A 17,867-nucleotide genomic window follows, 5' to 3' on the forward strand; every position below is an offset into this window, starting at 1 on the left:
TGTCGGCCATGCCATGCCAAGCCGGTCGAGGAGACGACACAGTGTTCAATCCGAGGGGAATTCGATGAGAGACTGGTGGGAATCCGGCCGGTACTGCTTGCTGCAGCACCATTCTTCCTGGCGCTTGGGCTGGTACTGCCTCTGATCCGATTCGAGAAGCTCTACTTCTTCGATGAAACGCCGTCGCTGGTGGAGATCGTTGCTTCGCTCTGGAGCGGAGGGGATATTCCGCTCGCGCTGATCGTCGCAATCGTGTCAATCGTATTGCCGATCCTCAAGATCATCGGCATTGCCGCCGAGGCGACGGCTGCCGGCGGCGGGACCGGCAGCTGGTTTTATCGTCACGCCGTACCGTATCTCTCCAAGTGGTCGATGATGGACGTTTTACTGGTGGCGATCGTGATTGCGGCGGCGAAGACGACGGGCCTTGCGGATGCTTTTACCCAACCCGGACTGTGGTGCTACGCGGCGTCAACAATAATTTCGGGCCTTCTTCACTCCCTTCAGGGAAATGCGTCCGGCCCGAGATAAACGCCTTTGCCTGAGGCAGATGGTTCAGTGACGGTATTGCTGGATACGCGTCGTTCGCAGGCCGGCAAGGCCGTGACTGTTGATCGACGACTGCCAGGACAGGAATTCTTCGACGGTGAGCGTGTAACGCTCGCAGGCTTCTTCCAAGCTCAACAGGCCACCGCGTACCGCGGCGACAACCTCAGCCTTGCGACGGATAACCCAGCGCCGGGTATTCGGCGGCGGAAGATCCGCAATCGTCAGCGGGCTGCCATCGGGGCCGATGACATATTTTACTCGGGGACGTATCATTTCGGTCATTGGACTCTCTACACAACTCAAGACCACGCGGGCACTCTAGCTTGTCACATTTAAAAATTGCCTAAGCGCACAGTAACACTTTGATAACAACTTTAGCTGCCCCACCGCTCGCCTCGGTGGCCTGCATGCCGCAGCGTCAATCTGTACCGGATGCATGGCTCCCATGCCGAATCCATATTACCGATGGCGCTTACCCGCGTTCTTTCCGACGCTGAACGCGCAGTGGGCGGTGCCGGTCGCAATGATCGAGAGTCGGGTGCCGCTTGCAGGCTGGACGACGCAAGATGGCGGTGTTCGCTGATGGAATGAGCAGCCCGAAAACGGTTGCCCTCGAGCGGTGTTTCGGGCGGGAGGGCCGCCCTCGCCGTCACGGCCGGCTGCATGTCCCGCTTTTGATCTTAAGGCTGCAAAGCCGTGCGCAGCGGCACAGCCCGGTCCTTGCCGCCCCAGGAGATGAAGTCGGGATTGGCGAAGTCGAAATCCGCCTTGCCGCCGGTTTTGCCGTAGGTCAGCGGTAATCCGTCCATGGTAACGGTCGTGCCGCCGGCAGCGCGCAGGACCGCGTCGCCCGCCGCCGTATCCCATTCCATCGTCCGGCCGAAACGCGGATAGACGTCGGCCTTTCCCTCTGCAAGCAGGCAGAATTTCAGCGAAGAGCCGATATTGGTGCATTCGAAGATCGACTGGTCGATGAGAAAGCTGTCGGTTGCGGGGCTCTTGTGGCTGCGGCTGGCAAGCGCCAGGCGCGTGGCTGGTGGTGCGCGGACCGTGATTGCAATGCGTTCCGTCACGGTAAAATCGGCTCCGATGAGGAGCTTTTCGGCGTGTCCTGCCTTGCCTGCAAAAGCAACAGCCAGTGCCGGCGCGTAGACGAAGCCGGCAAGCGGCACGCCATGGTCCACATAGGCAATGTTGACCGTGAATTCCGGCCGCCTGTCGACAAACTCGCGCGTGCCGTCGAGCGGGTCGACAAGGAAGAAAGCCTTTCCCTCGATATCCGGCACGTGGCCGGCCGCCACCGATTCTTCGGCAATTACCGGAATGTCCGGATAGCTTTGGGCAAGATGGGCCAGGATGATCCGCTCCGCTTCTTCGTCCGCGCGTGTCACGGGACTTGAATCTGCTTTCGTCGCGACAGCGCACCCTTCTTCGAAGATGGCGATGATCGTTCTACCCGCCTCAAGGGCCGCCTTTTCGAATATCGCTAACATGTTCCCCTCGACGGATGTCAGCATCCGCAAGCAATATGAAGTCGTATATAAAGACATATATGGTGATCGAGCCACCCTTTTGCGCCGGGCATGGCTGTCATTCGAGAAAATAGCTAGTGACCCAAGGGGCCATGCGAGGAGCAAACGGTTATCTCATCAGGACAATCGGAGTTCTCCCTGATGGAGGCCAGGGTTCATTAGCACAACATCATATTTGATTCGACTGCACGTCTCCGCTGTGATCCACTCCCCTGGCATGTTACGCCGCCCTGAAGGATGCCAACCTAAGGAGCTCCACATGAGCAATAGCCAAGAGCATGGAAAAACCGTTGTCGAGAGCCTCAGAACTCGAGGGATCGACATGAAGCTCGAGATCGTGGTTATTCCTGTTTCGGATGTGGATCGTGCTAAGAGCTTTTACAGCGATCTGGGTTGGAGGCTCGACGCCGACTTCGCCGCCGAAGAGGGCTTCCGCGTGATCCAGTTCACGCCGCCTGGCTCCGGGTGCTCGGTTATCTTCGGCCAGAACGTCACCGCAGCATCACCCGGCTCCGCGCAGGGCCTGTACTTGATCGTCTCCGACATCAAGGCCGCCCGGCGCGATTTGCTCGATCGTGGGGTCGGGGTCAGCGAAGTGTTCCACGACGCCAGCGGCGAGTATGCCGGCCCCGACGAACCCTACCTGTTTGGGCGGCTCCGGGTCCCTGGTCCGGATCCCGACAATCGCAGCTACCGCTCGTTCGCCTCATTCAGCGATCCAGACGGTAACGGCTGGTTGCTCCAGGAGATCACCGCCCGATTGCCCGGACGCGTGGACGCCGACGACACGACATTCACCTCCTCCAAAGAGCTCGCGGCCGCCCTGCGGCGTGCGGCGACCGCGCACGGCGAGCACGAGAAGCTGACGGGCGAGCACGACGAGGATTGGCCGGACTGGTACGCCGAGTACATTGTCAGCGAGCAGGCCGGCAAGCAGCTGCCGCTGTAAGGGGTAACTGGTACGGCAACCACAATGGTCCTTGCGAGGCATTTGCGCCACAGGGACCGGACCTTGCCGATGATGCCGCAAATGTCGCGTCTCGACCCGCTCCGCAGTCGGGTTCTCGCCGCCGCTACAGCCATCGCCGGACGCGGGCTTTGTAGGCGAGATAGACGTCGCCGAACTTCCGCTCGAGATAGGCCTCCTCGCGGGCGACCACGCCATAGCGGATGACGAGATAGAACGGCACCAATACGAGGATGAGCCACAGGCTGTCGATGGCGATGGCGACGCCGATGAGGCCGAGAAACATGCCGATATAGATCGGGTTGCGCGTGAAACGGTAAGGGCCCTCCTCGACGATCGTCGACGTTGGCCGGGTGGTCTGAATCTGCGTGCCTGCACGGCGGAAGGTTCCCGCCGCCCAGACCAGCAGTGCCAGACCGGCGAGGAACACGATGCCGCCGAGCGCACCGGCCGGCATGGCCGTCGGCAGGAAAGGCAGCCGATAGAGCCAGTCGAGCGCGAACCCGCCAATGAGGGCGAGCGCCCAGGCAATCGGCGGCCGTATCGCCGCGCCTGAGCTGTCGCGCCAGTTCCCGCTCACCTCGTTCATGCCTCCGTCCGATCTCCCTGGCCTGCCAGGGCCCTCCAGCGCTTCGAGTCTACGTCGCTTCGAAAGAGAATTGAAGTCAGTGCGGCGTAAACAGGGTGGCTCAAAGTGCGGCCGCCCGGAACAAAGAGGCGGGCGGGCGTGTTAACCGGCAAACCCCACGCCGTTGCAGCTCCCTCCATTTCCGCGAGACCAACATGGCCGTCCACTTCAACCATACGATCCCGTCGGCCCGAGACAGCAAGGCCTCGGCAAATTTCCTGGCTGACATGTTGGGCCTGCCGCCGCCGCGGCACTGGGGGCCGTTCTACATGGTCACGACCGACAACGACGCCAATCTCGACTACATGGATACGAAAGGCGAGATCGTCAGCCAACACTACGCCTTCCTGGTCGGCGAGGCTGAATTCGACGCGATATTTGATCGGCTTCGAGAGCGGAAGCTGCGCTACTGGGCCGATCCCGGCCAGAAGAAGCCGGGCGAAACCAATGACCACGACGGCGGACGCGGTCTCTATTTTGAAGATCCGAACGGACACCTGCTCGAAATCATCACGCGTCCTTACGGCAGCGGCGGCTGGAATCCGTGAGAATTGCCGTCGATTGAAACGATTTTCGCCTCGGGCCGTGGATTTTCGTAGGAATTTCCCAAAAGTTCCGGTTTTATGGAATAAGTGTCATGCTTAAGGCTGCCCACCTTGCCCGCCTCGGAGGCGATCTGGCCAATCCGCAGCCGGTTTCTGACTAAAATTTCCTCAGGGAATGCCTCTTTAATGTGGATTTTGGCCCGAAACGCGCCATTTACGTCCGTTTCGCCAAGAATCTGACCCAGTAAAGCCTTTTTGTCTTCACATTTTCGCGGAAAACGGTATGGATGCCGCATATGAGGTTCCGATAAAAGGGAACTACAGACCAAAAAGAGATGCAGTCATGTTGGCTCGCATCCAGGGGAAATGACATATGGAGTATTTCGTCCAGCAGCTCTTCAATGGGCTGACGCTCGGATCCATCTATGGCCTTGTCGCTATTGGCTACACGATGGTTTATGGCATTATCGGCATGATCAATTTCGCCCACGGCGATATCTTCATGCTCGGTGGTTTCGCCGCTCTTATCGTCTTTCTCGTTCTCACATCCATCTTTGCAGGCTTTCCGGTCGCAGTTCTTCTGCTGCTGATGCTTATCGTTGCGATGCTGATGACGAGTTTGTGGAATTGGACGATCGAGCGTGTTGCATATAGGCCGCTGCGCGGTTCCTTCCGCCTGGCGCCGCTGATCACCGCCATCGGCATGTCGATCACGCTGTCCAACTTCATCCAGGTGACGCAGGGTCCGCGCAACAAGCCGATTCCGCCGCTCGTCGGTTCGGTCTACAATATCGGCGGTATTTCGGTCTCGCTGAAGCAGATCATCATCATCCTCATCACCGTGGTGCTGTTGGCCGCCTTCTGGTACATCGTCAACCGCACGGCCCTCGGACGCGCCCAGCGCGCGACGGAGCAGGACCGCAAGATGGCCGCTCTTCTCGGCGTCAACGTCGATCAGACGATCTCCATCACCTTCATCATGGGTGCTGCGCTCGCCGCTGTCGCCGGCACGATGTACCTGATGTATTATGGCGTCGCCTCGTTCAACGACGGCTTCACGCCGGGCGTCAAGGCATTTACCGCAGCCGTTCTCGGCGGCATCGGCTCGTTGCCGGGTGCCGTTCTCGGCGGACTGATGATCGGCCTCATCGAATCGCTCTGGTCCGCCTATTTCACGATCGCCTACAAGGATGTCGCGACCTTTGCGATCCTCGCTTTCGTCCTGATCTTCAAGCCGACCGGCATTCTCGGACGGCCGGAAGTCGAGAAGGTATAACATCATGGCAAACATCGAAAATTCTGCTGGCAAGCCCGCACCCGGGCTTGTCCAGAAAGGACTTACGGAAGCCTTCTTCGCGGCCCTGCTTTCTCTCGGTCTGTTCGTTCTCTACGTCGGTCTCAAGACCGATCAGGACATCAACAACGAACTCATCATCGTTCAGCGCTGGGGCCTGCTCGCGATCTTCGTGGCGATCGCTGCGATCAGCCGCTTCGTCATTGTCGTTTTCGTCAAGCCGAACATCGACAAGCGCAAGCTTGCCAAGGCAAAGCACGGCGAGCTCGACATCTCGGCCGAAAAGGGTTTTCTCCGCCAGCATTTCCTGAAAATCGCGCTGGTTGCACTTCTGCTCTATCCGGTGGTCATCTACGCAGCTTTAGGCGCGCAGGGCTCGCTGAAATGGGTCGACAACTTCGGTATCCAGATTCTGATCTATGTGATGCTCGCATGGGGCCTCAACATCGTCGTCGGCCTTGCCGGTCTGCTGGACCTCGGTTACGTCGCCTTCTACGCGGTCGGTGCCTATTCCTATGCACTGCTGTCCAGCTATTTCGGCCTGTCCTTCTGGCTTCTGCTGCCGATGTCGGGCATCCTGGCGGCGCTTTGGGGTGTCATCCTCGGCTTCCCCGTCTTGCGTTTGCGCGGCGACTATCTTGCCATCGTGACGCTCGCCTTCGGTGAGATCATCCGTCTCGTGCTCATCAACTGGACGGCCGTGACCAAGGGTACCTTCGGCATATCGGGCATCCCGAAGGCGACGCTGTTCGGCATTCCTTTCGATGCGACGTCGGGCGGCTTTGCCAAGCTCATGGGCCTTCCGATGTCGTCGGCCTATTACAAGATCTTCCTCTTTTATCTGATCCTGGCCCTCTGCATGCTGACGGCCTATGTCACGATCCGGCTTCGCCGCATGCCGATCGGCCGCGCCTGGGAAGCGCTGCGCGAAGACGAAATCGCCTGCCGGTCTCTGGGCATCAATACGGTCACGACCAAGCTCACAGCCTTTGCGATGGGTGCGATGTTCGGCGGCTTTGCAGGCTCGTTCTTCGCAGTGCGCCAGGGTTTCGTCTCTCCCGAATCCTTCGTGTTCCTGGAGTCTGCCGTCATTCTGGCCATCGTCGTTCTCGGCGGCATGGGCTCGCTGACCGGTATCGCGATTGCTGCGCTCGTCATGGTCGGCGGCACGGAACTGCTGCGCGAGATGGACTTCCTGAAAGCCGTCTTCGGTCCGGATTTCACGCCGGAACTCTACCGCATGCTTCTCTTCGGCCTCGCCATGGTTGTCGTCATGCTGTTCAAGCCGCGCGGCTTCGTCGGCTCGCGTGAACCGACTGCCTTCCTCAAAGAGCGCAGAGCAGTTTCCGGAAGCTTTATCAAGGAGGGGCACGGCTGATGAGCCCCGCAAAAATGACGACAATGTCCAGCGATACCCTTCTCAAGGTCGAGCATCTGTCGATGAAGTTCGGTGGCCTCATGGCCATCAACGACCTGTCCTTCGAAGCCAAGCGCGGTGACATTACCGCGCTGATCGGCCCGAACGGCGCCGGCAAGACGACCGTCTTCAACTGCATCACCGGCTTTTACAAGCCGACGATGGGAATGATCACGCTGAACCAGCAGAGCGGAAAGCAGTACCTGCTCGAGCGCCTGCCGGATTTCCGCATCACCAAGGAAGCCCGGGTCGCGCGTACCTTCCAGAACATCCGCCTGTTCTCGGGCCTCACAGTTCTTGAGAACCTGCTCGTTGCCCAGCACAACAAGCTGATGAAGGCATCGGGCTATACGATCCTCGGCCTGCTCAACATCGGTCCCTACCGGAAGGAGGCTGCAGCATCCATCGAGCTCGCACGCTTCTGGTTGGAAAAGGCCGATCTGATCAGCCGCGCCGACGATCCTGCAGGCGATCTGCCCTATGGCGCGCAGCGGCGTCTTGAAATCGCTCGCGCCATGTGCACCGAGCCGGAATTGCTCTGCCTGGACGAACCCGCCGCCGGCCTCAATCCGCGTGAATCGGCGGCCCTCAACGCATTGCTGCAGGGAATTCGCGCCGACACCGGTACGTCGATCCTGCTCATCGAACACGACATGTCGGTGGTCATGGAAATCTCCGACCATGTCGTGGTGCTCGAATACGGGCAGAAGATTTCCGACGGCACGCCGGGTCATGTGAAGAACGACCCGAGGGTCATCGCGGCCTATCTCGGTGTCGAGGACAAGGAAGTGGAAGAGGTCATCGCAACTGTCGAGAGCCTCGAAGGGGGCGCAAACTGATGGCCGGCGAACAGCTTCTCAAGGTTCAGGGCGTCGAAACCTATTACGGCAATATCCGTGCGCTCGCGGGCATCGATGTCGACGTCAACAAGGGTGAGATCGTCAGCCTCATTGGCGCCAACGGCGCCGGCAAGTCGACGCTGATGATGACGATCTGCGGCAGCCCGCAGGCGCGCACCGGCGCGGTGATCTTCGAAGGGCGCGACATCACCCGCATGCCGACGCACGACATCGCGCGGCTTCGCATTGCGCAGTCGCCGGAAGGCCGCCGCATTTTCCCGCGCATGACCGTCACGGAAAACCTGCAGATGGGTGCGGGCCTCGACAACCTCAAATATTTCAACGAGGACGTCGAGAAGATATTCACACTGTTCCCGCGCCTGAAGGAACGCCACGCGCAGCGCGGTGGCACGCTTTCGGGGGGCGAGCAGCAGATGCTGTCGATCGGCCGTGCGCTGATGGCGCGCCCGAAGCTCCTGCTTCTCGACGAGCCGTCGCTCGGTCTCGCGCCGCTGATCGTGAAGGGTATTTTCGAGGCGATCAAGAAGCTCAACGAGCAGGAGGGCCTCACCGTTTTCCTGGTCGAGCAGAATGCATTCGCTGCCCTGAAGCTCTCTCACCGCGCTTACGTGATGGTGAACGGCAAGGTGACGATGAGCGGGTCCGGCAAGGAACTGCTCGCCAATCCGGAAGTCCGTGCCGCCTATCTCGAAGGCGGAAGACATTGAGCCGGGCAGAAGGGAGAGTTTGATATGCAGGGACTTTTCTTCGAACCGGATACGGGCGTGCGGATGGTCATCCGCGGGCTGGTCGTGCTGATCGGGTTCTGGACGGCATGGCGCGCCGGCAAAGCGGCAGCCGAGAACTGGAGCAACTATCCGCAGGTGGTCGTGTACACCTTCCTGCTCGCCTGGGTGATGCAGTTCCTGCATCATGCGCTCTTCAACGGGCCGATGCTCAGCGCCTTCTTCTACGTCATCGATTTCGTGCTGCTGCTCGTCTTCTCGACAGTGGGTTTCCGCTATCGCCGCACCAATCAGATGGTCAACAACTATTACTGGCTGTACGAAAAAACTTCCGCGTTCTCGTGGAAGGACAAACATTGACAGTCCGTTGAATCTAGGCATGAATTGCCTTCAGAGTGGAACAGCTTTCCTGGCGCAGTCAATGGTGGGTAATGCGCCGGGTCTTGGACCGGAACCCGCCCAAAAATTGGGAGTAAGAATATGAAGAAATCTCTTCTGTCGGCAGTGGCGCTGACGGCGATGGTCGCCTTCAGCGGCAACGCCTGGGCCGACATTCTCATTGGCGTCGGCGGTCCCCTGACTGGCCCGAACGCTGCGTTCGGCGCTCAGCTTCAGAAGGGTGCCGAGCAGGCAGCCGCTGATATCAACGCCGCAGGCGGCATCAACGGCGAGCAGATCAAGCTCGAACTCGGTGACGACGTCTCGGACCCGAAGCAGGGCATCTCGGTCGCCAACAAGTTCGTTGCTGACGGCGTGAAGTTCGTGATCGGCCACTTCAACTCGGGCGTTTCGATCCCGGCGTCTGAAGTCTATGCTGAAAACGGCATCCTCGAAATCACCCCGGCCGCAACGAACCCAGTGTTCACCGAGCGCGGCCTGTGGAACACATTCCGTACCTGCGGCCGTGACGACCAGCAGGGCGCAATTGCCGGCAAGTATCTTGCCGATCATTTCAAGGACGCCAAGATCGCTGTCGTTCACGACAAGACACCTTACGGTCAGGGTCTTGCCGACGAGACCAAGAAGTCCCTGAACGCTGCTGGCGTTACCGAAGCCATGTATGAAGGCATCAACGTCGGCGACAAGGACTTCTCCGCCCTCATCGCAAAGATGAAGGAAGCCGGCGTGTCGATCATCTATTGGGGCGGTCTGCACACCGAGGCCGGTCTCATCATCCGTCAGGCTGCCGACCAGGGCCTGAAGGCAACGCTCGTTTCCGGCGACGGTATCGTCTCGAACGAACTTGCTTCCATCGCTGGCGACGCAGTTGCCGGAACGCTGAACACCTTCGGCCCGGATCCGACGCTCAACCCGGCCAACAAGGAACTCGTTGAAAAGTTCAAGGCTGCCGGCTTCAACCCGGAAGCTTACACGCTCTACTCCTACGCTGCCTTGCAGGCGATCGCCGGTGCTGCCAAGGCGGCCGGTTCGACCGATCCGGAAGCCGTCGCAACCGCGATGAAGGAAAAGGGTCCGTTCCCCACGGTTCTCGGTGATATCTCCTTCGACGAAAAGGGCGACCCGAAGATTCCAGGCTACATCATGTACGAATGGAAGAAGGGTCCGGACGGCAAGTACAGCTACTTCCCGCAGACCATGTAAGCTTCGCTTCACGCCAGTGCGATTTACGGAAGCCCGGTCGAGACCGGGCTTCTTTCTTTTTGCGTTTCAATTCATGCGGTCATCCTCTAGTTCTTTGAGGCGTAGAATCTTGAGACGGAAGCACCAATGTCCCGACCGCGCATCCTCGTCACCCGCCGCTGGCCCGCCGCGGCAGAAGCCGCCCTTGCCGAACGCTTCGACGCAACCTTTAACGAGAAGGATATTCCGCTCGGTCTCGATCAGATGCGGGAGGCGATGACAGCCTATGATGCGGTCCTTCCCACCGTTTCCGACAAGCTGCCTGCCAGCGTTTTCGAAGGCGATACACGCACGAAAATTCTCGGCAATTTCGGCGTCGGCTACAATCACATCGATATTTTCGCCGCCAAGGCGAAAGGCATCTTGGTCACCAATACGCCCGGCGTGCTCACCGACTGCACTGCGGACATCGCCATGCTGCTCCTGCTCGCCGTTGCTCGCCGGGGCGGGGAGGGTGAGCGTCAGCTTCGCGCCGGTGCATGGGAGGGTTGGTGTCCGACCCACATGATCGGCACAAAGGTGGCCGGCAAGACGGTCGGGATCATCGGATTCGGCCGTATCGGTCGAGCCTTTGCGCAGCGCTGCCATTTCGGATTCGGGATGGAGGTAGTCTTTTACAATCGCTCGACGATCGATGCCGCGGAGGCTGCGCGCTACCGGGCTCGCCAACTGGCGACGATCGAGGAGGTGCTGGCCGCTTCCGATTTCGTTTCGCTCCATTGCCCCGGCGGGTCACAGAACCGGCACCTGATGAATGCAGCGCGCTTTGCGGCGATGAAGCCAGGCGCATTTCTGATCAATACGGCGCGCGGCGACGTGGTCGACGAGGCGGCGCTGATCAACGCCCTTGAGACAGGCAGTATCCGCGGCGCCGGGCTTGACGTCTACGAAGCGGAGCCACAGGTGCCGGAGAAGCTGAAGTCGATGGACAATGTCGTCCTGCTGCCGCACCTCGGCAGCGCGACGCAGGAGACCCGAACGGCAATGGGAATGAAGGTCGTGGAAAACATTACGAACTTCTTCGACGGGCGTGAGCCGCCGGATCGCGTCGTTTGATTTCGTCTTCCGGACGAAGCACGACCTATCGCGAAAGCTGCCGATCGGGCTCGCTTGCTAAAACCTTCCTGCCACGACCGCTCAAGCCGAACAGGACGCGTGCCGGGCCAGGCACGAAGTCGACGCAGACGGCGAAGAGCACCGAAAGCAGGATCGTTGCGGCCGTGACGGCCGAATAGCTCACGGCGACCGGCATATCGAGCGGTAGGACATAGTACAGCGCGGCTACCGTCACGGTTTGATGCACGATGTAGAGCGGGAATACCAGCCGGTTCATTGCAGCGAGCTTTTCACTGGGCCGATTGAAGTGACGGGCAGCAAAACCGACGAGCGTCAGGATCATGCTCCAGGCCAGCAGGAAGATTCCCGCCTTGAACAGCGGCGTATCTCGCCCGTAGCTGCCGATCGACTGGTCCTGCGGCACCAGCCAGGCGTAGCGATAGAGCAGCACGCTGGTCACAAGGGCGATAGCAGCACTGACAAAGCGCCGGCCGATGATCGTTTCGATCAGCGCACTGTGATAGCGAGCCATGAGAAAACCCAGTCCGAACCAGCTTGCCCAAACGGCAAACCACGCGCCGTCATTGTAGAGGGCATTGGTTTGCTTCGGAAAGAAAGGCGAAAGCGCCAGGTTGAGTGCGAGCGGCAGAAGGAAGAAGAGGTAGACGAAGCCGGTTTTCGAGGTGCGTTCGAACCAAGCTGCGATCTTGTTTCCGGGCCGTACCAGGTATCCGAAGATGGGAAAACAGATCACCGACATGACCAGCAGGTAGGCCACGAACCACATATGCGCCCATGTGAAGTTGCCCCTTGGGTAGCGACCTTCGGTGAAGTAGCGGGTCATCCAGAATTCGAAAAGTGAACCCTGATAGCCGTTCTCGTACATGCGTTCGTACCACACCTGCGGCACGACGATCACGGCCATGGCAAAGAGCAGGGGTATCAGCAGACGAAACGTGCGCTTGCGCAGGAAGGACAGGCTGCCTGCCGAGCCGAAGGTAAAGGCTGCTCCCATGCCCGAGACAAAGAACAATAGCGCAAGCCGCCAAGCGCGCGGGAAGTCCATGACGAGCGAAAGCGTGGTGCTTGTCTTGTCGCTGTGGATTAGCCAGTTGATGTCGGGCAGGAAGGACGCCGACGAATGGTAGACGAGCAGAATCGCAAAGGCGAAGATCCTCAGCCGATCCACATAGTAAAGCCTGCTTTTCATGCCCGCCGCCTGCCGTTCAATCGCCTATGGTGCCTTTTGCCTACGCGCAAAGGATTTAAGGATCACTGCGTAAGCTTGGTAAAAATAGTCCTCCTGGCCTAAGGCGCGGGTTCTGAGCCATGGATGAAATGCGTGCCAATCAAGTACTGCCGCCCGGAAGCTTCAGTTCGAAAAGCAGCTCGTCGTCCTTCTCGCCGATCAGTTCCCAGCCAGCTTGACGATAGAGCCTCTCGGCTCTTGTTCCCGGGTCTGTTGTCAGCCAGATGCGATCATGGCCCGCATCCTCCAGGACCGAGCAGGCCCTGGCAAGAAGGGCCGTTCCGATGCCGCGCTTTGCGAAAGCGTCATCGACAAAGAGCGCCCAGAGGTTGCCGTTGCGCGGGTCGCCGGCGCAAAAGCCTTGGACGTCGCCCTGCTGTTCCCAGACGAATATTCCGGGGTTTGCAATAAACCAGCGCAGTTCGTCGAGTGTAATCTTGCCGGGATCCGATAGCCTGTTTTCGGTAACGCTGTTTCGGATTTCCACGATGCGTGCGATATCCCGTTCTGTAGCCTTCCGGATCAATATCTCCAGCCTCTATCTCGCCAAGCTGACCTGACGCTCACATCTCATGCAGCACATGTGCCGCCTTGACCGCAGCCGAGGCCCGGTTTTCGACGCCAAGCTTCACGTAGATCTGCTCCAGGTGCTTGTTCACCGTGCGAGCCGATAGTCCCAAAATTTCGCCGATGTCGCGATTTGCCTTGCCCTTGGCGATCCAGAGCAGCACCTCCGATTCGCGCTGGGTCAGGGAGAAATGCTGGCGAAGCACGGCGTCGTCGCTGCGATGGTTGGCGGCGGTCAGGCGGAAGAGATATTCGTCGGGGCCGATGGTTCCCAGGAAACCGAGTTGAAGCGTTGCCTGGCCTGCGTTGGCGATGGAGATGATTGAATCGCGCCCGGCTGCAGCGCGCGTTCTCATCCAATCGGCGATGTGATTGGTGACGATGTCCATGCCGTCGTCACTGCCCGTCGCTGCGTTGACGAGGCGGGTTGCCTGCGGCGTCGACCAGTGAACGGCACCGTCGCCTTTGACGGCAAGCAGGTGGCGTCCGGCAGCGTCGAGGGCCACGCGGGCGCTTTGCGCCGAACGCGCGTTGCGTAGATGCACACGAATGCGGGCGCGAAGCTCGTCGATATTGATCGGCTTGGTCAAATAGTCGACCCCGCCCGATTCCAGCGCGTGGACGACGTGTTCGGTTTCGGTGAGGCCGGTCATGAAGATCACCGGCACCTGGCTGACGGCCGCATTGGCCTTCAGCTTCCGGCAGGTCTCGAAGCCATCCATCGAAGGCATGACCGCGTCGAGCAGGATTAGATCCGGCGTGATGCGCTCGACGATGTTCAAGGCTGCGGAGCCCGAGGTTGCGATCAGTACGGAAAAACCGGACTGTTCCAACGCATCGGTCAAGAACCCCAGCGCCTCGGGGGAGTCGTCGACCAGCAGAACGATATCGCGGGGGAGGGCCGGTTCAGCCAATGGTTTCTACCTTTTCGTCGAATCCGTGCAGGAAGGTCATGAAGCCGGCAAGATCGAAGGCGGCGACATAGGTGCTTAGTTCATTCGCAAATGGCTGATTTGCCTCCACCTTGGCAAGGTCTGCGAGCTTGGCTTCGATGCCGCGGATATAGCCGATCTCGCCGAGGCGGAGCAATTCCTCGATATGGGCGCAGCCGGGGCTTTTCATCGGCGGCTGAGCCACGGAAATGGTTGTTTGGGCGGTGTCGGCATAGATCCACTTCAGGCCAAGATGCAGCGCCAGCTTGTCGCGAAGCTGCTTGATATCGACAGGCTTGCCGATTGCATCGCTGTGGCTGCCATCGCTGTCGGCCGCGGCCGCGGCGTCTCCGATATTGGCGGAGAGCATGACGATCGGGGAGGTCTGGCCGGTTTCGCGCAAGCGCGATACGAGTTGCCAGCCGTTCATGCCGGGCATGGAAATATCGACGAGAAAGAGGTCCGGCTGAATGCCTTCGATCAGCGTGAGGCAATCCGGGCCGTTGCCCGCCGTCAACACGACGAAATCGAGCGGCACCAGGATTTCCCGCATCATCTCGCGATGATCTTCGTTGTCGTCGACGACGACGATCGTCCGGCGCGGGCCGTCATAGCTGACGATCTTCTTTTCCTGGGGCGGCGCGACCATTTCGCGCATCACGGCAAATAGCATCAGGCGAACGCGGAAGGTCGAGCCATTGTCCTTCTCGCTGCTGACGGAAATTTCGCCGCCGAGCGTGTTGGTGAGGAGTTGCGTGATCGTCAGCCCCAACCCAAGCCCCGGCATGGGTCGGACGCTTTCGGCCTCACCCCGCTGGAAAGGTTCGTAGATGCGGCTTAGGTCCTTTTCGGCAATGCCGCGACCGGTGTCGGTAACGGTGAAGGTCGCGACCTGGCTGCGATAGCCCACATCAAAGGTCACGCTCCCCTCGTCGGTAAACTTGATGGCGTTCGAAAGCAGATTGACGAGGATTTGGCGCAAGCGTTTCTCGTCGGTGCGGACGAACTGCGGAAGAGACGGAGAGCGCTCATGCCTGAAAGCAAGGCCCTTGGCCTGCGCCTGCGGGCGGAACATGTCGACGATCTGGTCGAGAAAATCGTGGATGTTGATTTCATTGGAATAGACCTGCAGGCGGCCCGCCTCGATCTTGGAAATGTCCAGCAAGCCGTCGATCAGCCCGGAAAGATGTTCGGCGCTGCGGCGGATGACCTTGATGGATGATTGGCGCGGCGCGGGGATGGTCTCGTCGCGCTCAAGGATCTGGGCATAACCGAGCACGGCGTTGAGCGGCGTACGCAGCTCATGGCTCAAGCCCACCACATACCTGCTTTTCGCCCGGTTCGCGGCTTCTGCCGCCTCCTTGGCATTTTGAAGCGCTGCGTCGGTCTTTTTATGCGCGGCGATTTCCCTCAGGAGCAGAGTATTTTGACGCGACGATTCCTCTTCGGCGACGACGCGGCTGTCATGGGCCAGCACGTAGAACCAGCAGACGACGCCGGCGATGACGGAAAAGACGAAGAAGACGATCAGGATCGTTCCGTTGACGACCTCCGCCGTTTCCGGAGAGGCCGAGGCGACCTGATGGGCAATCATCGCAAGGATCCCGCCGACCGCTGTCAGGGCCAGAACCACTGCAATGCCGTAACGCCCGAGACGGGTCGACAATTTCTCGATCACGGTCTCCGGCAGCAAGGCCTTGGCGACGGTGCCGACCTGCGTGTTGAACCGCGCTTTCGGCTTGCACATGTCGTGACAGCGGCTGTCGAGCGAGCAGCAGAGCGAGCAAATCGGCGCCGCATAGGCCGGGCACCAGGCCATGTCCTCCGGCTCGAACGGATGTTCACAGACGGAACAGGTGATGTTCGTCAGGTTCTTCCAGCTGTGACGCGGTTTGCGCGCCAGGTAGAACTTGCCCTTCGTCGCCCAGGCGATCAGCGGCGAGGCCGTGAGCGCGATCACCAGCGTGATGTAGGGTGCAAGCGAAGCGGCAACGGCGCCGAAGACGCCGAAATGCGCAACCAGCGCGACCGTTGCCGAAAGGCCCATGGCGCCGAGGCCGACCGGGTTAATGTCGTAGAGATGGGCGCGCTTGAACTCGATGCCTGGCGGAGCAAGGCCGAGCGGCTTGTTGATGAAGAGATCGGCTGAAATCGTGCAAAGCCAGGCCATGGCGATGATCGAAAATATCCCGAGCGTTTCCTCAAGCAGTCGGTAGATGCCGAGTTCCATGAGAAGAAGGGCGATTGCGACGTTGAAGATAAGCCAGATGACTCGACCGGGGTGGCTATGGGTCAGGCGCGAGAAAAAGTTCGACCATGCGAGCGAGCCGGCATAGGCGTTCATCACGTTGATCTTCAACTGCGAAACGACGACAAAGGCCGCCATCAGCAGCAATGCCCCGATATCCCAGGGGATCATGTAGCCGAAAGCGGTCAGATACATCTGCGCCGGATCGGCGGCGCGGTCGACTGGAACGCCGGCGCTTAACGTCAGAACGACGAGGAAGGAGCCGGCAAGCAGCTTCGGTGCGCCGATGATGACCCAGCCGGGGCCGGCCAGAAAGACGGCGAGGCGATGACGCAGCTTGCGCTGTCCGCCCGGTGGCAGGAAGCGGAGAAAGTCCGCCTGTTCGCCGATCTGGGACATGAGAGCAAGGATCACGGCAGAAGCAGCCCCGAACTCCATCAGGTTGAAATCCGCGACTGTACCTGGCGGGCCCGAAGCGTGACGAATGCCCGCGAAGGCGCGCCAGAGATCGAACTTTTCCCAATCCAGGAATGCGATGAAGATGAAGGGAAGGATATTGAGCACGATCCAGAAGGGCTGGGTGACGAGCTGGAACCTGCTGATCAGCTTGACGCCGTAGGTCACCAGCGGGATCACCATGACGGCGCTGACGATGTAGCCGATCCAGAGCGGGATGCCGAGCGTCAGTTCCAGCGCCCCCGACATGATCGAAGCCTCGATCGCAAAGAGCATGAAGGTGAAGCTGGCGTAAATCAGCGAGGTAATCGTCGAGCCGATATAGCCGAAGCTTGCCCCGCGCGTGAGAAGGTCGATGTCAACGCCGTGCCTGATTGCATAACGGCTGATCGGCAAACCGATCGCGAGCATGGCGATCGAGGCGACGACGATCGCGTAGAAGGCGTTGGTCGTGCCATAGGAGAGGGTGATGGCACCCCCGATCGCTTCGAGCGCGAGAAAGGAAATCGCACCGATCGCCGTCTGCGAGATGCGCTGCGAGGAAAATTGCCGGGCGCTCTTGGCGGTGAAGCGCAGCGCATAGTCTTCCAGCGTCTGGTTGGCAACCCAGCGATTATATTCGCGTCTTACCGGAATAATGCGTTGGCGCGCTGCCATGCCTATTTTCTAGCGTTCTCGATAAAGTGATCATTGAATAGGCAGCTTTGGCAGGAATGACGGAAAACGCAAGAGGTGCAACGCCGCAAGTTCACCAAACATCCATATTTTTGGAACGCGCAAATCCTATCGGTCCGCCATTCCTTCCTGGAATACGGAAATCCACGACGTCTGTCTTGCGCTATCGCCGGTTGTCCACCGCGCTCTTCGTTCTTCTGATCGTCATGCCGTCGCTTGCAAGTGCCCAGTCGGCCGGCGACGACGCGGAAGGCTATGGTCGGCTCAACGTCTTTGCCGCCGAGACGGCTACGGCACGTAAAACGGTGCCTGGGGAACGAGGATCGAGTTCTTGAAGGCGGGTTCCGTCACCGGCACCTTCGATAAGGCCAGCCTGAAGCGCCATTGGGCAGCCGTTGCCTGCGGCCCGACCGGGGTGACGCTCACCATCAAGGACAGTAGCTGGGCCAACATGGGCCCTGCGCGACTAACCCGCGCCTCGACGGCTGCATGGCAGCGGTGACCCTGAAGGCCATTGCCGTGCCGA

Annotated in this window: 19 protein-coding genes; 11 read left to right on the forward strand and 8 right to left on the reverse strand. The window is 59.8% G+C overall.

Annotated features, from left to right (window positions below; genetic code table 11):
• The first annotated feature begins 72 nt into the window (after positions 1-72).
• A complete protein-coding gene (locus tag EV130_RS23560; RefSeq protein WP_132661864.1) occupies positions 73-531 on the forward strand; it encodes a paraquat-inducible protein A in 459 nt (152 codons plus the stop codon).
• Between the two features lie 24 nt (positions 532-555).
• Here EV130_RS23560 and sciP read toward each other — a convergent pair whose 3' ends face one another.
• Both sciP and cysQ read right to left on the reverse strand, forming a co-directional pair.
• On the reverse strand, positions 556-831 hold the full coding sequence (gene sciP, locus EV130_RS23565) for a CtrA inhibitor SciP (RefSeq protein WP_007533628.1): 276 nt from the start codon (positions 829-831) through the stop codon (positions 556-558).
• Positions 832-1,229: 398 nt separating this feature from the next.
• Complete coding sequence (cysQ, locus tag EV130_RS23570) at positions 1,230-2,042, reverse strand: 3'(2'),5'-bisphosphate nucleotidase CysQ (RefSeq protein WP_074062073.1); 813 nt, start codon at positions 2,040-2,042, stop codon at positions 1,230-1,232.
• Positions 2,043-2,340: 298 nt separating this feature from the next.
• Between cysQ and EV130_RS23575 the strand changes: the two genes are divergently transcribed.
• A complete protein-coding gene (locus EV130_RS23575) occupies positions 2,341-3,030 on the forward strand; it encodes a VOC family protein (RefSeq protein ID WP_132553668.1) in 690 nt (229 codons plus the stop codon).
• Positions 3,031-3,154: 124 nt separating this feature from the next.
• Here EV130_RS23575 and EV130_RS23580 read toward each other — a convergent pair whose 3' ends face one another.
• Positions 3,155-3,637, reverse strand: a complete 483-nt coding sequence (locus EV130_RS23580) for a methyltransferase family protein (protein ID WP_132553670.1) — start codon at positions 3,635-3,637, stop codon at positions 3,155-3,157.
• 194 nt (positions 3,638-3,831) lie between these two features.
• Here EV130_RS23580 and EV130_RS23585 point away from each other — a divergent pair, with 194 nt between their 5' ends.
• Positions 3,832-4,224 carry a VOC family protein gene (locus EV130_RS23585; RefSeq protein WP_132661619.1) on the forward strand — a complete coding sequence of 131 codons (393 nt, stop codon included), beginning with the start codon at positions 3,832-3,834 and terminating at the stop codon, positions 4,222-4,224.
• On the opposite strand, the gene EV130_RS23590 is transcribed toward EV130_RS23585, so the two are convergent.
• Positions 4,197-4,517 carry a hypothetical protein gene (locus EV130_RS23590; RefSeq protein ID WP_132661621.1) on the reverse strand — a complete coding sequence of 107 codons (321 nt, stop codon included), beginning with the start codon at positions 4,515-4,517 and terminating at the stop codon, positions 4,197-4,199. The genes EV130_RS23585 and EV130_RS23590 overlap by 28 nt on opposite strands.
• Before the next feature lie 77 nt (positions 4,518-4,594).
• Here EV130_RS23590 and EV130_RS23595 point away from each other — a divergent pair, with 77 nt between their 5' ends.
• The 7 genes from EV130_RS23595 (at position 4,595) to EV130_RS23625 (ending at position 11,214) form a co-directional block, all read left to right on the forward strand.
• Positions 4,595-5,497 (forward strand): branched-chain amino acid ABC transporter permease, encoded by a 903-nt coding sequence (locus tag EV130_RS23595; protein ID WP_074062069.1) that lies wholly within the window; start codon positions 4,595-4,597, stop codon positions 5,495-5,497.
• A 4-nt stretch (positions 5,498-5,501) separates the two neighbouring features.
• The gene (livM, locus tag EV130_RS23600) at positions 5,502-6,893 is read left to right on the forward strand and encodes a high-affinity branched-chain amino acid ABC transporter permease LivM (RefSeq protein ID WP_074062068.1); all 1,392 of its coding nucleotides are present in this window, start codon (positions 5,502-5,504) and stop codon (positions 6,891-6,893) included.
• The gene (locus EV130_RS23605; RefSeq protein WP_074062067.1) at positions 6,893-7,771 is read left to right on the forward strand and encodes an ABC transporter ATP-binding protein; all 879 of its coding nucleotides are present in this window, start codon (positions 6,893-6,895) and stop codon (positions 7,769-7,771) included. Before livM ends, EV130_RS23605 begins: the two co-directional genes overlap by 1 nt.
• The gene (locus tag EV130_RS23610; protein ID WP_074062066.1) at positions 7,771-8,499 is read left to right on the forward strand and encodes an ABC transporter ATP-binding protein; all 729 of its coding nucleotides are present in this window, start codon (positions 7,771-7,773) and stop codon (positions 8,497-8,499) included. The genes EV130_RS23605 and EV130_RS23610 overlap by 1 nt, the downstream gene beginning before the upstream one ends.
• 24 nt (positions 8,500-8,523) lie before the next feature.
• The gene (locus tag EV130_RS23615; RefSeq protein ID WP_074062065.1) at positions 8,524-8,877 is read left to right on the forward strand and encodes a DUF6867 family protein; all 354 of its coding nucleotides are present in this window, start codon (positions 8,524-8,526) and stop codon (positions 8,875-8,877) included.
• Between the two features lie 120 nt (positions 8,878-8,997).
• Entirely contained in the window at positions 8,998-10,119 is a 1,122-nt protein-coding gene (locus tag EV130_RS23620) for a branched-chain amino acid ABC transporter substrate-binding protein (protein ID WP_074062064.1), read from the forward strand.
• 126 nt (positions 10,120-10,245) lie between these two features.
• A complete protein-coding gene (locus EV130_RS23625; RefSeq protein ID WP_132661623.1) occupies positions 10,246-11,214 on the forward strand; it encodes a 2-hydroxyacid dehydrogenase in 969 nt (322 codons plus the stop codon).
• 25 nt (positions 11,215-11,239) lie between these two features.
• Here EV130_RS23625 and EV130_RS23630 read toward each other — a convergent pair whose 3' ends face one another.
• From EV130_RS23630 to EV130_RS23645, 4 genes are all read right to left on the reverse strand, one after another.
• Complete coding sequence (locus EV130_RS23630; RefSeq protein ID WP_132661625.1) at positions 11,240-12,424, reverse strand: acyltransferase family protein; 1,185 nt, start codon at positions 12,422-12,424, stop codon at positions 11,240-11,242.
• A gap of 139 nt (positions 12,425-12,563) precedes the next feature.
• Positions 12,564-12,989, reverse strand: coding sequence for a GNAT family N-acetyltransferase (locus tag EV130_RS23635; protein ID WP_074062061.1), 426 nt, complete (start codon positions 12,987-12,989; stop codon positions 12,564-12,566).
• 37 nt (positions 12,990-13,026) lie between these two features.
• Positions 13,027-13,944 carry a response regulator transcription factor gene (locus EV130_RS23640; RefSeq protein ID WP_074062060.1) on the reverse strand — a complete coding sequence of 306 codons (918 nt, stop codon included), beginning with the start codon at positions 13,942-13,944 and terminating at the stop codon, positions 13,027-13,029.
• Complete coding sequence (locus EV130_RS23645; protein WP_074062059.1) at positions 13,937-17,323, reverse strand: hybrid sensor histidine kinase/response regulator; 3,387 nt, start codon at positions 17,321-17,323, stop codon at positions 13,937-13,939. Before EV130_RS23645 ends, EV130_RS23640 begins: the two co-directional genes overlap by 8 nt.
• 349 nt (positions 17,324-17,672) lie before the next feature.
• Between EV130_RS23645 and EV130_RS32680 the strand changes: the two genes are divergently transcribed.
• The gene (locus EV130_RS32680; protein WP_155774455.1) at positions 17,673-17,843 is read left to right on the forward strand and encodes a hypothetical protein; all 171 of its coding nucleotides are present in this window, start codon (positions 17,673-17,675) and stop codon (positions 17,841-17,843) included.
• The last annotated feature ends 24 nt before the right edge of the window (positions 17,844-17,867 follow it).

This window comes from Rhizobium azibense (assembly GCF_004342325.1).
Classification (GTDB): Bacteria; Pseudomonadota; Alphaproteobacteria; order Rhizobiales; family Rhizobiaceae; genus Rhizobium; species Rhizobium etli_B.

Bases quoted from the DNA above. Each gene is read 5' to 3' on its own strand.
- sciP (WP_007533628.1), bottom strand. From the start codon at position 831: ATGACCGAAATGATACGTCCCCGAGTAAAATATGTCATCGGCCCCGAT.
- cysQ (WP_074062073.1), bottom strand. From the start codon at position 2,042: ATGTTAGCGATATTCGAAAAGGCGGCCCTTGAGGCGGGTAGAACGATC.
- EV130_RS23575 (WP_132553668.1), top strand. From the start codon at position 2,341: ATGAGCAATAGCCAAGAGCATGGAAAAACCGTTGTCGAGAGCCTCAGA.
- EV130_RS23580 (WP_132553670.1), bottom strand. From the start codon at position 3,637: ATGAACGAGGTGAGCGGGAACTGGCGCGACAGCTCAGGCGCGGCGATA.
- EV130_RS23585 (WP_132661619.1), top strand. From the start codon at position 3,832: ATGGCCGTCCACTTCAACCATACGATCCCGTCGGCCCGAGACAGCAAG.
- EV130_RS23590 (WP_132661621.1), bottom strand. From the start codon at position 4,517: ATGCGGCATCCATACCGTTTTCCGCGAAAATGTGAAGACAAAAAGGCT.
- EV130_RS23595 (WP_074062069.1), top strand. From the start codon at position 4,595: ATGGAGTATTTCGTCCAGCAGCTCTTCAATGGGCTGACGCTCGGATCC.
- livM (WP_074062068.1), top strand. From the start codon at position 5,502: ATGGCAAACATCGAAAATTCTGCTGGCAAGCCCGCACCCGGGCTTGTC.
- EV130_RS23605 (WP_074062067.1), top strand. From the start codon at position 6,893: ATGAGCCCCGCAAAAATGACGACAATGTCCAGCGATACCCTTCTCAAG.
- EV130_RS23610 (WP_074062066.1), top strand. From the start codon at position 7,771: ATGGCCGGCGAACAGCTTCTCAAGGTTCAGGGCGTCGAAACCTATTAC.
- EV130_RS23615 (WP_074062065.1), top strand. From the start codon at position 8,524: ATGCAGGGACTTTTCTTCGAACCGGATACGGGCGTGCGGATGGTCATC.
- EV130_RS23620 (WP_074062064.1), top strand. From the start codon at position 8,998: ATGAAGAAATCTCTTCTGTCGGCAGTGGCGCTGACGGCGATGGTCGCC.
- EV130_RS23625 (WP_132661623.1), top strand. From the start codon at position 10,246: ATGTCCCGACCGCGCATCCTCGTCACCCGCCGCTGGCCCGCCGCGGCA.
- EV130_RS23630 (WP_132661625.1), bottom strand. From the start codon at position 12,424: ATGAAAAGCAGGCTTTACTATGTGGATCGGCTGAGGATCTTCGCCTTT.
- EV130_RS23645 (WP_074062059.1), bottom strand. From the start codon at position 17,323: ATGGCAGCGCGCCAACGCATTATTCCGGTAAGACGCGAATATAATCGC.